General features: G+C 55.8%; 13 protein-coding genes. 11 read left to right on the top strand and 2 right to left on the bottom strand.

All coding sequences use genetic code 11. The features are described 5' to 3' along the window. Positions 1-3 precede the first annotated feature (3 nt). The 9 genes from M4951_RS07490 (at position 4) to larE (ending at position 10694) form a co-directional block, all read left to right on the top strand. Positions 4-1110, top strand: coding sequence for an ATP-binding protein (locus M4951_RS07490; RefSeq protein ID WP_262025860.1), 1107 nt, complete (start codon positions 4-6; stop codon positions 1108-1110). 304 nt (positions 1111-1414) lie between these two features. After that, the gene (locus M4951_RS07485) at positions 1415-3427 is read left to right on the top strand and encodes a peroxidase family protein (protein ID WP_262026904.1); all 2013 of its coding nucleotides are present in this window, start codon (positions 1415-1417) and stop codon (positions 3425-3427) included. Positions 3428-3823: 396 nt separating this feature from the next. Next, positions 3824-4795: a DUF1559 domain-containing protein gene (locus tag M4951_RS07480; RefSeq protein ID WP_262025859.1), complete on the top strand. Its 972-nt coding sequence runs from the start codon at positions 3824-3826 to the stop codon at positions 4793-4795. After that, positions 4795-5235, top strand: a complete 441-nt coding sequence (locus M4951_RS07475) for a hypothetical protein (protein WP_262025858.1) — start codon at positions 4795-4797, stop codon at positions 5233-5235. The genes M4951_RS07480 and M4951_RS07475 overlap by 1 nt, the downstream gene beginning before the upstream one ends. A 133-nt stretch (positions 5236-5368) precedes the next feature. Beyond that, complete coding sequence (locus M4951_RS07470) at positions 5369-6397, top strand: metallophosphoesterase (protein WP_262025857.1); 1029 nt, start codon at positions 5369-5371, stop codon at positions 6395-6397. Between the two features lie 282 nt (positions 6398-6679). Then, a complete protein-coding gene (locus M4951_RS07465) occupies positions 6680-7885 on the top strand; it encodes a 2,3-bisphosphoglycerate-independent phosphoglycerate mutase (RefSeq protein WP_262025856.1) in 1206 nt (401 codons plus the stop codon). Positions 7886-8116: 231 nt separating this feature from the next. After that, positions 8117-9148: a DUF1559 domain-containing protein gene (locus M4951_RS07460; RefSeq protein WP_262025855.1), complete on the top strand. Its 1032-nt coding sequence runs from the start codon at positions 8117-8119 to the stop codon at positions 9146-9148. 79 nt (positions 9149-9227) lie between these two features. After that, positions 9228-9671: a DUF4198 domain-containing protein gene (locus M4951_RS07455; RefSeq protein ID WP_262025854.1), complete on the top strand. Its 444-nt coding sequence runs from the start codon at positions 9228-9230 to the stop codon at positions 9669-9671. Between the two features lie 192 nt (positions 9672-9863). After that, positions 9864-10694, top strand: a complete 831-nt coding sequence (gene larE / locus M4951_RS07450; RefSeq protein ID WP_262025853.1) for an ATP-dependent sacrificial sulfur transferase LarE — start codon at positions 9864-9866, stop codon at positions 10692-10694. Positions 10695-10754: 60 nt separating this feature from the next. Here the strand turns inward: larE and M4951_RS07445 are convergent, their stop codons facing one another. Continuing rightward, positions 10755-11687, bottom strand: coding sequence for a sugar phosphate isomerase/epimerase family protein (locus M4951_RS07445; RefSeq protein ID WP_262025852.1), 933 nt, complete (start codon positions 11685-11687; stop codon positions 10755-10757). Between the two features lie 116 nt (positions 11688-11803). After that, entirely contained in the window at positions 11804-12976 is a 1173-nt protein-coding gene (locus tag M4951_RS07440; protein WP_262026903.1) for a DUF4912 domain-containing protein, read from the bottom strand. 761 nt (positions 12977-13737) lie between these two features. On the opposite strand from M4951_RS07440, the gene M4951_RS07435 reads away from it, so the two are divergent. Together M4951_RS07435 and M4951_RS07430 are read left to right on the top strand one after the other, a co-directional pair. Further along, on the top strand, positions 13738-13980 hold the full coding sequence (locus M4951_RS07435; protein ID WP_262025851.1) for an AtpZ/AtpI family protein: 243 nt from the start codon (positions 13738-13740) through the stop codon (positions 13978-13980). A 91-nt stretch (positions 13981-14071) separates the two neighbouring features. Next, positions 14072-14482, top strand: coding sequence for a hypothetical protein (locus M4951_RS07430; protein ID WP_262025850.1), 411 nt, complete (start codon positions 14072-14074; stop codon positions 14480-14482). The last annotated feature ends 3 nt before the right edge of the window (positions 14483-14485 follow it).

Here is a 14485-nt window from a genome sequence, read left to right as displayed (position 1 = left end):
CCCATGGCGAAAAAACTGACCGTCGTCCTCAGTCAAGGACAAAGCCAGAATCCGGCCAAACGGAACCTCGAAGAGGAAATCGTCGCCCGATTGCTGTTTGAGCCCGGTATCGAAGTGACGATCGTTCCTCATCTGTACGATCTGAAACCAGACGGCCCGGGGATGCTCTGTCTTGAGGGGATCTCCGGCAACATGGTGATCATCTCGTGGATGTTCGAGCGGGCCGCGCGTTGGACGCTCGATCGCAACGGTATCCACGGCAAGATCGGTACGTCGCTGCTCACCTACGAAGTCGACGAGGATGAGCTCGACGAACTGGAAGATGAAGAAGAGAAAGCCGAAAAGCAGCGCGTCGCCGATTCGCGTCCCCCTTCCAACCGCTACATCTACTGCTTGGACCTGCGCGTCTCGAATAAAGTGGACGAGTACGTCGAAGAGATCCAACGCATCGCCGCCGAGCAAACGCCGCAAGTGATGCAGTTAGGCGGCCTGACGCTCGATCCTCCCCCAGCGAACGGCAACGGTAATAGTAACGGTGAAATGTTCGGCGTGACGCCGCTGCAACAACTGCGGCACGATCATCCGACCAACGACACCTACGTTGGCGCAAATCACGAAGCGCCGATCGAGCCGATCCGGATCGAAGAGACCGGCGGCCGCCGCTGGTATCCCGTGATCGACTACAGCCGCTGCACCAACTGCATGGAGTGCATCGACTTCTGTCTGTTCGGCGTTTACGGCGTCGACGGCATCGATACAATCCTGGTTGAGCAGCCCGACAACTGCCGCAAAGGTTGCCCTGCGTGCAGTCGCGTTTGCCCCGAGAACGCGATCATCTTCCCGCAACACAAAACGCCGACCATCGCCGGCAGTGATATCGTCGCCGAAGGGGGATTGAAGATCGACCTCTCGCAACTCTTTGGCAAACCGGCCGAAGATCCCAACGCCGTCGATACCGCCGTCCGCGAACGAGACGAACAGTTATTGATGGCCGGCCGCGACGCCGTCGGCGCATCGGTCGGCATCCCCAAACGCCAAGCCGACAAACCGACGGAAGAGCGGGATGAGTTGGATGATTTGATGGATGCGGTGGATGAGCTGGATATCTGATTCGGGCGGCTTCTTGTCCAACATTTTCTCTTTGATTCTTCCCGTGTTCTTCCGTTCTTCATCCGTGGCCCTGCCGAGTTCTCTTCTTTCTCTTCCCATTCTCACACCCCAATATTTCGAATTTTCCCCTGCAAAATCGCAGACTCCTTCGCAGGTTTCATCTACGCTTTAAACAGTAGGGCAAGGCGGAACTCCGGAACTGAGAAGGAAAAACCCCATGAGAAGCAAACTGTCTCGCGGTGCGCGCCGAGCGTCGCTGGAAACCCTGGAACTGCGCCAACTCTTCGCTGTCGATGTGCTGTCGATGGCCCCAATCGACGATGCGATGATGCATCCTCCGCAGTCGATTCCGACCCCAACCACCGACGAAATCCGCTCGATCGACGGGAGCGGAAACAACCTGGAAAATCCCGACCTCGGCAGCACCGGCGAGCAATTTTTGCGCGCCGCCGAAGCCGACTATGCCGATGGAATCTCGGAGATTGCCGACGCGGATCGCCCTAGCGCTCGCGAAATCAGCAACGCAATCGCCGCCCAAGACCCGGACGCAACAGGCAACGAGCGACAACTCTCGGCGTTCATTTACGTCTGGGGACAATTCCTGGATCACGACATCGACCTGACTGAGTCGGGCGATACTGAAGCGGCCAACGTCGCCGTTCCGACCGGTGATCCCTACTTCGATCCAGACTCCAGCGGTGACGACGTGATTCCGTTTTTCCGCTCCCTGTTTGATCCGACGACCGGCGATAGCGTCGACAACCCGCGCGAGCAGTTCAACTCGATCACCGCGTTTGTCGACGGCTCGCAAGTCTACGGATCGAGCCAAGAGATCGCCGATGGTCTACGCACCTTTGAAGGAGGAAAGCTGAAGACCAGCGATGGGGATTTGCTTCCCACCGACGAAGAAGGAAACTTCTACGCCGGCGACATCCGCGCCAGTGAGAACATTGAACTCACTTCGCTGCAAACTTTGTTCGTACGCGAGCATAATCAGTGGGCTGACCAGATCGCCGCTCAAGATCCTTCGCTCAGCGACGAAGAAATCTATCAGCAAGCGCGGGCCATCGTCATCGCCGAGATTCAGTCGATCACATTCAACGAATTCTTGCCGGCGCTGCTGGGAGAAGGAGCGATTTCTGACTACGCCGGCTATGACCCGACCGTCAATCCCAACATCACCAACGAATTCGCCACCGCCGCCTATCGGCTGGGACATAGTTTGCTGAACGATGACATCGAGTTTTTTGGCAACGACGGACGTGCGGTAGCCGAAGAAGTAACCTTGGCCGAAGCCTTCTTTAATCCGAGTCTTGTGAAGGAACATGGAATCGATTCGCTGCTCAAGTACGCCGCATCATCGCAGTCGCAGGAACTTGACAATCAAATTGTTGACAGCGTCCGCAACTTTTTGTTTGGCGCCCCCGGCCAAGGCGGATTAGACTTGGCGACGCTCAACATCCAGCGCGGTCGCGACCATGGATTGGCCGACTATAACTCGGTGCGGGAAGCGTATGGATTGCCGCGGGTCACCAGTTTCGCCGAGATTACCTCAGACGTCGAACGGCAGCAGGCGCTGGAAGATCTGTATGGAACGGTCGACAACATCGATCTGTGGGTCGGTGCGCTGGCTGAAGATCATGTCGAGGGGAGCAGTCTGGGAGAGTTGAATCAAGCGATCATCGTCGATCAATTCACACGTCTGCGCGACGGCGATCGGTTCTACTACGAAAACATTTTCTCTCCCCAGGATATCGATCGAATTGAGAACACCACGCTGTCCGATATCATTCAGCGAAATACGACCGTCACCAATCTGCAAGAGAACGTCTTTTTCATGTCCGCATCGGTCTCCGGTACGGTCTTCGCCGATGGTGATCAGCAGGATCGCGTCAATGATCGTCCGCAAGGCCAAGCCGGCGTCACTGTGCAATTGCTCAACGACGAAGGAGAAGTGGTCGCCGAAACGATCACCAACGCGCGCGGCGACTATCGGTTCACCGATTTTCAGGAGACCGGCGACTATCAAATTCAGGTGCTGCTGAGAACGCCGCAAGGTCCGATCGCCAAGACGCAAGACGTGTTGATCTCGGTCGGCGGCCAAGTGATTCATAACGTCGATTTCGGTAAAACGACAAAACCCAACCAGGATCATGATTGTCCGCAGCCCCCACAAGACGGACGCCCGCGTCACCCCGATCTGCACGACGACGCGTTCGCAGACGGCGCCTTGTTGGATCCCTTGGATGACTTGATCGACAGTCTCGAAAAAGATCGCAACCGACGAGATGCGCCGCGTCGCTCACCATCTCGATAAAGCGATTAACTTTGCCCAAAGAAAGAACGCCGCAACGGTTCCCTGCGGCGTTCTTTGTAAAAAGCGGGCGCCGTTTGATTTCAGCTGACATTCCCTTTGATATCACGCGCCTTCACCCCCTCTCTTGCACATTGCGATCACCCCAAAAGCCATGGAACTTATTTAGGAAAGCAATCTATCTCAAATTGTTTTCGCGATGTTTTTGTCTCGAATTCTCGCTCGATTGTTTAGAACTTATCGAGCATTTGCGATCCTCATCTCACATTCACGTTTCCTTCACTTCCACGATTAGACTTATGCAAATTGTGCGTGCGACAGTGGGATGCAGCCTGCATTATCACCAACGCATTGCGGTGGAATTTGGCTTGAGTGGACAGAGGAAAAACGATGCAATTGATGATGAAACGAAGCCGGGGATTTACCCTGGTCGAATTGTTGGTGGTGATTGCGATCATTGGCGTCTTGATCGCGTTGTTGCTGCCGGCGGTTCAACAAGCACGCGAAGCGGCGCGGCGAATTCAGTGCGTCAACCAGATGAAACAAATTGGTCTGGCGCTGCACAACTATCACGATACGCACAAGGGCTTCCCGCCAGGCGGCATCGTCGCTGAAAAGGTGACCAAGGGATTGGGCGATGACTGGTGCAACAGTGGATCGGCCACGCAAGGAGCGCCTTGGACGGTTTTGATTCTGCCGTTTATGGAAGAAGGCTCGCGCCACGACCAATACGACTTCAAGCTGCCGTTGTCGGCTTCGTTCACCAGCCAAGTTTCAAGCTCATCACAGAACTATCCGCTGTGGTACGAACAAAACTCCAAGTACCAATGCCCTTCCGATCCCGCATCCGGAAACGGCGTGAACAACTTGAACTATTTTGGCGTCCAAGGGGGCGGCTCTTCGAGCAACGTCAACTGTTCCGGAGGCAACTCGAACGTCTTCTTCGTGAACGGCATTATGTTCGCCAACTCGAACAGCAGGTTTCGCGATATTACCGATGGAACGACCAAGACGTTTCTGGTCGGCGAAACGAAGTACCATTTGACCGACGCCGGCACGACTTCCACGTTTTACTTGAGCTGGGCCTCGTCGATTCGACTCGGCACAGGCTCGACCATGCCGCATCCGGCGACGCTGGCCGGCACGTACGAGCCGATCAATTCGCGGATTCCGACCGGCGGCACGGTCCCCGCTTCCGGCGCCGATTCGCGAACGGGATACTCTCGCCTATTTGGCAGTTTTCACCCCGGCGGCTGCAACATGTTGCTAGCTGACGCTTCGGTCGATTTCACGGCCGAAACGATCAATCTCGATATCTATCGCCAATTGGGCATCCGCAATGATGGTCTGCCGATCGGAGGAGAAGAATAGTGAATCAGTTCTTCCCCCGAAAAGCGGCTTCCTTGACGGCGTTCCTATTGCTGGCGTCCTCGCTGATCGCAATCTGCGGATGCGGCGCCGGCGATGTCGGACCAGGAAAATATCAAGTCTCCGGCGTCATCACCTTTCAAGGGCAACCCTTGCCCGAAGGTGAGATCATTTTTGCTCCGGATGCGTCCGCCGGCAATCAAGGCCCGGCGTGCATCGCCTATGTCAAAGACGGCAAGTACTCGACGCAGTACGGCAAAGGTCTGGTCGGAGGCGCCTACAAGATCGAAGTTGAGGGTTTCCAAACCAAAGCGGAATTGGACGTGGATGGAGAAACCATCGTCGAGCCGTTATTTCGCACGTTCGTCACCACGCACGAGTTCCCGCACGAGAATTCCACCTACGACTTAGAAGTGGAAATCCCCAAGAAGAAAAGACGATAACTCGTTACAATTTCTCACGGTGGAGCAGTCTGAGATTGCCTCAGACCGCCCGCCGTTTTTTTATGGCTACACCATACCTCTGAAGAGAAACGAACCGTTGACAATTTTCGAGCGAAGAGAGTTCTTGTTTTTAATGCTGGCCCTGAGCTCGATCTGCCAGTGGGGAATTTTTACTACGCCGGCGCTGGCCGAAAACCAACACCTACCCGCTCCGGTCGCCGGATCATTCTCCATCGCGGTCATCCCCGATACGCAGTCGTATCATCCCGCAGACGGCGAACTAGCGAATCCGATATTTTCTGATCACGTTAGCTGGATTGTCAAAAACCAGGAAAAGCAGAACATCGTCTTCGCCAGTCACGTGGGCGATATTGTCGATAAGAATATCGACGAGCATTGGACAGTCGCTCAGCAGTGCATGGACCAGTTGCACGGAATCCTGCCGTACGGAATTTCGGTCGGCAATCATGACATGACCAAGTCGGGCGATTCGTCCCTCTTCCAGAAGTACTTTCCCGCCGAGCGATTCGCTGATTGCGACTGGTACGGCGGATGCTATACGCCCCAAACGGACAGCGGAGCCATTTCTGGCGATAACGCCAACAGTTTCCAATTGTTTTCCAGCAGCGGCATCGACTTTGTCTTTTTGCATTTGGAGTGCAACGCACCGGACGACGTCTTGGCTTGGGCGGATGAAGTTCTGCAAGCGCACGCCGATCGCTGCGCCATTATCACCACGCACATGTGCTTGGGCCCGTTGCAACATCCGAAGTCGAACAGAGATTACACCGACGCGCCAAAGGGACGGATGCAATGGACGAAAATCCACGAGGAGCGAGGCAATACCGCGGAAGAAATGTGGAACAAATGCTTTCGGAAACATGCGAACCTCTTCATGGTCTGCTGCGGTGATCAAAGCCGCAGCCATTCGTTGCATGAAGTCGCTCAAGGCGATCACGGCAACCAGGTCCATCAACTGCTTTGCGACTACAGCACCGGTTGGCTCCGACTCTACCGGTTTCACCCGGCCCAAAATCGCGTCGAAGCTTGGACCTTTCTTCCCACCGACGAAGTGCTGTGTGCAGGAACCAAACATGTTCCCAACGTCGCCGGCCATCAATTTGAGTTTGAATTTCCCGCCGATTTTGCGGGTCGCCCGTAGTAGGGACTTCGCCGGGGCATCAGGAATTCTTCCAGGGAGATGCCGGCGCTGGGGTCAAGCGTGCCCCTTCGTAACGCCTGAAAGTCGCCTGCACCGTCGATAATGTGAAAATTACCTGGGCTAAGGAGGATCGTTCTCCCCTCCCCTTTGGCTGGCGCCCGGTTGTGATCACGGCCGAAAAGTCGATAATCAGCGCTGTCGCCAGCGGTTCTCTCCTAGCCTGCGGCGAAGCGAAATCTGCCTGAAACATCCTAAAAAAATACGCCGACGGAAGACCGCATCATGGATCAAATTGAACTCGTTCGCAGTCTACAAGCCAAAAACGACTCGAAGATCGTCATGTATGTCGGCGACGGTTTGGGAGGCCTGCCGCAAAAGCCAGGCGGCCCGACTGAACTGGAAGCGGCCAAAACGCCCAATCTCGACGCGTTGGCGGCTCGCGGCGTGCAAGGGGGCAGCATTCCGGTCAAACCGGGCATCAGCCCCGGCAGCGGTCCCGGTCACTTGGGGCTGTTCGGCTACGATCCGCTCAAATACCTGATCGGCCGCGGAGCGTTGGAAGCGACCGGTATCGGTCTGGTGCTGAAAGATGGGGACGTCGCCGTTCGCTGCAACTTCTGCACGGTCGACGCAGACGGCAAAATCACCGATCGTCGCGCCGGTCGCATTCCGACCGAAGAAAGCGCTCCGCTGGCGATCAAACTGCGGGAAGTGAAAATTGACGGCATCGAGATCATCGTCGAACCGGTCAAAGAACATCGTTTTGTCGTGCTGTTCCGCGGCGAAGGTCTCGGCGGCGATGTCCATGACACCGACCCGCAAGCGACCGGCGTCAAACCGCTCGATCCGAAAGCGGCCGACGCCGCCAGCGAAAAGACCGCCAAGGTCGCGCTGGAGTTCTTCCAAAAAGCGACCCAACTGCTGGCCGGCGAGAAGAAGGCGAACTCGCTGACCATGCGTGGTTTTTCGGCCAAGCCGAGCATTCCCTCTTTTGAAGAAGTCTATGGCCTGAAAGCGGCCGCGATCGCCGTCTATCCGATGTACAAAGGTCTGGCCAGCCTGGTCGGCATGGACATCATCGGCGAGCCGCAAACGCTGGGCGAAGAAATCGACCTGCTCGAGAAGCATTGGGAAGAGTACGACTTCTTCTTCGTCCACTTCAAATACACCGACTCAAGCGGCGAAGATGGCAATTTCGACATGAAGGTCCAGCGGACCGAAGAGTTCGACGCCGAAGTGCCGCGGATCACCGCGCTCAACCCCGAAGTGATCGTCGTCACCGGCGACCACAGCACGCCATCGTTCTTGTCCAGCCATAGCTGGCACCCCGTCCCGACTTTGCTGGCCTCGAACTGCTGCCGCTTTGACGGGCACACCAGCTTTGGCGAAAAGACGGCGATGGTCGGCGGACTGGGCCAGTTTGAAGCCCAATATCTGATGACGCTGGCCATGGCCAACGCAGGCCGCTTGGGTAAATACGGCGCCTAAGCTTACCACCACAACCTAACGAATACTAAAAAGCTCGCCCTAAGGCGAGCTTTTTTGCGCAAGGCCGAGATGATCACAGCAAGGCGAAATTTCAGAATTAAACTTCTATAAACCATCACAATATCATTGCACCACCCGCTAGTGCCGATAGAATCGGTCTCAGAACCACCACACTTTCTTTCACTTCTCCGTATCCTACGCAGCTTCTCAAAACAACAAGGGACTCTGAACATGACTCGTTCGTCCACTCGATCGGGCTTTACGCTCGTCGAATTGTTGGTTGTCATCGCCATCATCGGCGTCTTAATTGCACTACTGCTGCCGGCCGTCCAACAAGCCCGCGAAGCGGCCCGCAGGATGCAATGCACCAACCATCTGAAACAGTTCGGCTTGGCGCTGCACAACTACCATGACACTTTCCTAACAATGCCCTATCGCCAAGGAGGCACAGACGCGTCGACGGTTGTTGACGCCAACCCGCCGCGACGCTTCTCCGCCTATGTCGCTTTGCTCCCCTTCATGGAGCAAGACAATCTTTATCAGGCCGCGATGACCAATACGCAGTACGTCTGGAATACGTCATTTGCGCCCTGGCAAGCGAAGTCGCAAGTCGACGGGTTCTTGTGTCCCTCCGATTCGATCATCGGCAGCGAATTTGGCGAAATCAATTACTCACTTAGCATGGGCGATTGCGTCGGCAGCGACTATTCGGTCTCCGGCACCGACGTCAAACCGCTCGGCGTTCGTGGGATCTTCGGCATGGAATTGCACGTCAAGTTTCGTGACGTCACCGACGGGCTATCCAACACCATCGCAATGTCCGAGTTTATTAAGCCGCCGGCTGACAACCAAATTGGAAGAGCTGTTTCCAATGACTCGACGAATCCAATCAATTGCCAAGCCCGGTTAGTAAACGGCATGTACACCGCTTCAAGCTCGCTCATCGACCAAAATCGTTGCTCTGGTTATCGCTGGCCTGACGGTCGCCCCGGTTACTGCGCTTTGACGACGATCTTGCCTCCGAACAGCGCCACCTGCAGTTCGCAACTAAATGGAGGGCTCTATACGGCCAGTAGTCGGCATCCTGGCGGCGTTGAAGCCCTGTTCGTCGATGGCAGCGTTCACTTCATCTCGCAAACGATCGATACCGGCAATCTCGCCGCTTCGATTCCATCGAATTCAAGTGGCTCGGCCAGTCCGTTTGGCGTCTGGGGAAGCCTGGGATCGAAGTCTGGCGGTGAAGTCGCTACCAGCAACTATTAGTCCCCATCGTTCGATCTCTCTTCATCGGCTGAAAGTCTTGAATATGATGAAAACGAATCTACTTTCCCTGAGCGCCCTCATGGCGAGTTTGCTCTTGTTCATCGGCTGCGGTCAGGTCGGCACTTGGAGCGAAAGTCGTCAGGTGATGCTCTATCCTGTAACCGGCGTTGTGATGTTGGACGGAGAACCGGTTGAAGGGGCGCAAGTGCTGTTTCAACCGGCCGACGAAACGCAGCAAAACTTGATCGGCACAGCCGAAACTGACGCATCTGGCCATTTTACGCTTGTGACCGTCCAAGCCGGCAATGGAGCGATAGCCGGTTCGCACAAAGTGCGCGTCTGTAAAACGGTGGTGACGAATATCAACACCAACTTCGATCCCGAAGTCTATGTGCCTCCGGTGACGGAGAAAAATCTACTGCCAGCCAAGTACAACTCGTTCGACAAGTCGGGCCTGACGTTTGACGTTTCCGATGTCAAGTCGACGCACTTGACGATCGAGCTCGATTCCCAAGCGAAGTAACGCTCCCGCGTCGACTGCCGCTTCTCAATTCTTCCGGCTCGCCTTGCTAGGGCGATCTTTTTTCGTGGGCGCGCCTCGTTGGGGCAGGTTTTTGATTTTCTCCGGCTCCCAATTCCTGGGCAGCGGAATTCGATACAATGCAGGAAGCTCAACCGCATACGAACTCGCCTTGCTCGCCAGATAGACCTAGCGTTGAATACCTCCGAAAAAGCCGAATTGCTGACTCAACAGATTGCTTCGTATCACCGGTGCGCCGTCGCACTCTCCGGCGGGGTAGATAGTGCGGTTGTCGCCCAAGCCGCCCAGCTGGCTTTGCGAGAGAGCGCCGTCGCCGTGACGGCGCGCAGTCCAAGCGTCCCGGCCAGCGAGATTGAAGAAGCGAAGCGGATCGCGGCCGAGATCGGCATTCGCCATGAGATCGTCGACACGCAAGAAACGCAAAACCCGCTCTACATTCAAAACGCGCCAGATCGCTGCTTCCACTGCAAGACCGAACTCTATTCGCAGATCGAGTCGCTTGTCGCCGCGATCGACGCGCCGTTGATCATCAACGGCGCCAACGTTGACGATCAAGGGGATCATCGTCCTGGCATGATCGCCGCTAAAAATCATCAAGTCCGTTCGCCGCTGATCGAGTGCGGGTTGACCAAAGCCGACGTTCGCGCCTTGGCCCAATATTGGAATCTATCGGTCCACGACAAGCCGGCTTCGCCCTGCCTGGCCAGTCGCATCGCCTATGGAGAAGAAGCGACTCCAGAGCGGTTGGCGCTGATCGAAGCGGCCGAAGCCTTTTTGCGACAGCAAGGACTACGTGAGTTCCGCGTCCGCTACCATCGCGGAGATATTGCTCGGATCGAAGTGACGCCGCAGTGGATCGCCCCCCTAGCGACCGATCCGCTGCGATCGGAGCTGGCCAAGAAGTTTCACGCGCTTGGATTTCGCGCGGTGACGCTCGACCTGGATGGATTTCGCTCTGGCAATCTCAACAACTTTGTCGATCTCTCGGCGATCCGCGTCGAATAAAAACAGGGACGCCAGACGGCGTCCCTGTTTGATTTTCTTCGTGATCTGCGATTCGCTCTACTAGCTGGCGAAAATCTTGTTCATCTGATCTGCGATCACCGTGAGTCGCTCGCGATCGCCTCCTTTAATTTCGGCCGTGCCCCAACCGACGTAGCCAATCTTCTCTAGCTCGTCCATCACCTTTGGCCAATCAACGTCACCTTCCAACAGCGGAGCGCCGAAGCCGGGACCTGGCTTTTGGGCGAAGTCCTTGATGTCGAGCTTTTTGATTCGTTTGCCGAGAATCGGAATCCACTCGTGCGGCGGCGAATAGCGTACCGTATTGCCGACGTCAAAGTAGGCGCCGACCAATTCCGAATCGAGTTCGTCAATAAATCGGGCGGTCTCTTTCGGATCGGTCAGGAAGTTGTTCCAGACGTTTTCCATCAAGATTTGAATCTGCAACTTTTCGGCCAACGGCAGCGCTTTGCGAATCTCGGCGATCGAGCGCTGCCAACATTGTTCGTAAGTGACGTCTCCTTTGACCACGCCGGGAACCAACAAGACGCTGGAGCCGCCGTAATCTTTCGACGCTTGCAACGCGGACATCAATGCCGCCAAACCCTGGGCGCGAACTTCCGGATCGGGATCGGACAAGGTCAAATTCCAGTGCTTCGAATCGACGACGCCGTGAACCGGCAGCCCCGTCGCATCAATCGCCGCTTTGACGACATCGACGGGGGGCCCGTCAGGCGCATTCAGTTCGACGCCGTCATAGCCCAGTTCCTTCAAGATGCGGAACTTGTCTTCCAGCGAACCTGGAACGCCGACCATGCCGATCTTAACCGCTTTTTTAAAGCCGTTCGGAGTCGGCTCGGCCGGTTTAGCATTCTCGGCCGGTTTAGCGCTCGTGCTGGGCATCGGCGGATCGGCCTTCGTGACGCAGGTTGACAGCCCCATGACTCCAGCGGACATGACTGCGGACTGCAAAAGAAATTGGCGGCGACTCGACATCAGAAGGTTCCTGGCAGGCGAAAAAAAACCGGTGAACTTCTCATTGAAGCTCACCGGTTGCAATGAGTCCACTCGCTGGTTCACGCATAGCGTGCGTTTCTTCGCGAAACTAGCGTTTAGTCGCTTGAATCGTGCGAAACGGGATCCATGATCTTCGTATTTCGCTCGATCGCCAGCGCGACGGTCCGCTGCTCTAGTCCATCATGGCTACGCGCGACGATCGGGAAGATCTGCCGTTTGTCAGGCAGGTTCATCTTCACCAAAAATGCGCCGTCCTCATGAACCTTGACCGGGTCGCCTGAGAGGGTGACGTAGGCGCCGGTGCGAGTACGACCGTAAACGATCATCTCGACATCGACATCGAGTTCAAACTCGGGACGTTGGCGATGGAGGCGCTCGGCGACTTTGCCAAGTTGGGCTCCCAGCGGTTCGCCGATCGGGCGGCTGAAACGTTCTTCCAACATTTCTTTCAGCTCGCGGCTGACGTTCTCGTCGTCGTTGCCGCCGCTGAGCGCGTAAATGCGATCGACGTTTTCGGCGACGTCGCTCCAGTTGGCGTCAACATCGTCACACGCTCCCGGCTCTGGAGTGGTCACCATGTTGCTGCGTGACAAAGCATGAAACTTGCCGGATGCGGAAACATAACCGATGACCGCGCGGAAACTCTTCGGCGGTTCGTTGACGTCGATGTACCAATTGCGGACTCCGCCATGGACTTCGATCTGACGAACGACTCGCTCGGCGGCACCCCCGTCGACTTCCATCAGCCGAAGCACAGGTCGTGCGGTGTGCCAATGTTCGGCCAAAGCGGCCTTGGCTCGCTGAATTGACTTCCGCGAGATTTCCCAATAGGCGTGCAGCCAATAGGAATCACGAACCATCAACGCGATACGATCTTTCGCTCCATCGCCGTCGACGTGCGAAATATCTTTCAGCTGCTCACGACGTTCATGCGCGTTCTGAATGTTGCGAACCACTTTCGGATTCGACTTCTCTACACGCGCGGCGCCGTTTTTGGCGGACGCCGATTTGGGCGGCGCAGCGGTTCGGCTTCGTTTGGCCGGAGCGGCGTCGCTTTTCGTCGACTTTTGAGCAGTGTTGGTCGCTTTTGTTGCGGCTGCCTTGCGGCTCACCGGAGTTCGATTCAACTTCAAGATCGCTTTGACAAGCTCGTCTTTACGCATTGAATGCCAGCCGCTTACTCCACGGCTTTTCGCCATTTGAGCAAGATCTTTGGCGGTATACTCTTTCAAAGACGCTGCGGTAATCAACAGACTAGTCCTCCACACGTCGGCCAGACCAAGCGAGCGGCGCACTTCTTCCGCTATTCTGTCGCTTTGGCACGGTTGGTTCGTCCCGGTTGTTTTCGTCCGTGAAAGAAATCTATTGAACCGCTTTGCCCCAATTCCGTTTGATTGGACAAAGTTCGGCGCCGGTTCAAATTCACGAAAAGGGGTGCAACAGCCGCCGCACTTGTTTAGGTCAACAAGCGTGCAACCAAACCTCTGAGGAGCAACTTCTCTGTTCTTCCGTAGCTTCGCTCGTTCCGTAGCGTCGCCGTAAATCTGTAGAGAGACTCGCTAACGCGACTTGCAGGCAGGACCACTGGGTTTGGGGAGGGTCAGATCCGTTGATGGGAGCTCGTTTCTCAGATTGCTCAATCGCCTGGGTAGGCCTTCGCAATCCAGTCTTTCCGAGGTAACTCCCTACGCCCAAACAGAGGTAGTAACAATAGTCATCTCCGTGCACTAGTCTACTGGAATTGCGGCTCCAACGCAATCAAAAACTCCCCCAGATGGCCAATAAAGGGGATCCTTCACAATTGACGGCGTTTCTTTCCCGAACTCTCCAGCGGTGATTTCTGGGGGAGTCGGCTGAAATGCAACTCTTTTCATGGTAATCAATTACGGCGGCCCAAAAACTTCGTGAATTTTTGCACGATCTCGGTCCCCGCTCATTGACCGCCCTCTCCCCTTCCCTTACATTGATTCGCAATTCTGCAAGATGCCTCACTTTTTCATTGACGCTATCACTGCGACAAGGAAACAGCTTGAGCAACCAACCTCCTAACGATCGGCCGCCGATGGCGGTCGCCTATGAGTGGGTTGGCCGTATCTTTGCGGTTTGTATTGAGATGATCGCTCCGGGACTGATTGGCCACTGGCTGGACGAAAAGTTCGGCATCCGCGGCCTGGTCGTTCTCGGGTTTGCATTAGGAATCACGCTCGCCATTTATCACTTGCTTCAATACGCCAAAGCGGACCAAAAGCAACGTGACAAATCGGACGAGTAGCCGCGGATAACGCCGCGCGGGCAACTTCTTCCTTTCGCAGAACTTCATTGTCACCGTCGTGAACTCGGAACCCTCAGACAATGCGCCGCCGATGACGCACCTGCTTTCGCAGTTGTGGCGTCCCGCCCTCGCGCTGACGATCGCCGTCGCTTTGCCGACTCCGCTCATCGCTTGGGTTGCGCAGACGCAACATGGCGTGATCGGCGTTCAGGCCGCACTGATCGCCGCACTGCTTTGCTGGGGAAGTTCGCTTGGCGCGTTGACCTTGATTGTGATGTACAAACAAACGCCGTTTGGATTGCACGCCGCACTGGCAGGAATCGGCCTGCGAACCGGCTTGCCGTTGGTAATCGGCGCATTTTTAAAACAAGCCGATGGACCGCTTGCACAAGCCGGCGTATTCGGGATGATTATGGTCTACTATCTGCTTACGCTCCTGGTCGAAACAATCTTGGCCGCTCGTCTTCTTCAACCCGCAGCGAACGTCTCGAAGGCTTCCTAAACC

The sequence above is a fragment of the Blastopirellula sp. J2-11 genome, assembly GCF_024584705.1.
Classification (GTDB): Bacteria; Planctomycetota; Planctomycetia; order Pirellulales; family Pirellulaceae; genus Blastopirellula.
Note: the sequence above shows the minus strand (reverse complement) of the source record. Positions and strands in the feature narration are given on the sequence as shown.

Excerpts from the sequence above, each read along its gene's own strand:
- M4951_RS07490 (WP_262025860.1), top strand. The coding sequence starts at position 4 with ATGGCGAAAAAACTGACCGTCGTCCTCAGTCAAGGACAAAGCCAGAAT.
- M4951_RS07485 (WP_262026904.1), top strand. The coding sequence starts at position 1,415 with ATGGCCCCAATCGACGATGCGATGATGCATCCTCCGCAGTCGATTCCG.
- M4951_RS07480 (WP_262025859.1), top strand. The coding sequence starts at position 3,824 with ATGATGAAACGAAGCCGGGGATTTACCCTGGTCGAATTGTTGGTGGTG.
- M4951_RS07470 (WP_262025857.1), top strand. The coding sequence starts at position 5,369 with ATGCTGGCCCTGAGCTCGATCTGCCAGTGGGGAATTTTTACTACGCCG.
- M4951_RS07465 (WP_262025856.1), top strand. The coding sequence starts at position 6,680 with ATGGATCAAATTGAACTCGTTCGCAGTCTACAAGCCAAAAACGACTCG.
- M4951_RS07460 (WP_262025855.1), top strand. The coding sequence starts at position 8,117 with ATGACTCGTTCGTCCACTCGATCGGGCTTTACGCTCGTCGAATTGTTG.
- M4951_RS07455 (WP_262025854.1), top strand. The coding sequence starts at position 9,228 with ATGGCGAGTTTGCTCTTGTTCATCGGCTGCGGTCAGGTCGGCACTTGG.
- M4951_RS07445 (WP_262025852.1), bottom strand. The coding sequence starts at position 11,687 with ATGTCGAGTCGCCGCCAATTTCTTTTGCAGTCCGCAGTCATGTCCGCT.
- M4951_RS07430 (WP_262025850.1), top strand. The coding sequence starts at position 14,072 with ATGACGCACCTGCTTTCGCAGTTGTGGCGTCCCGCCCTCGCGCTGACG.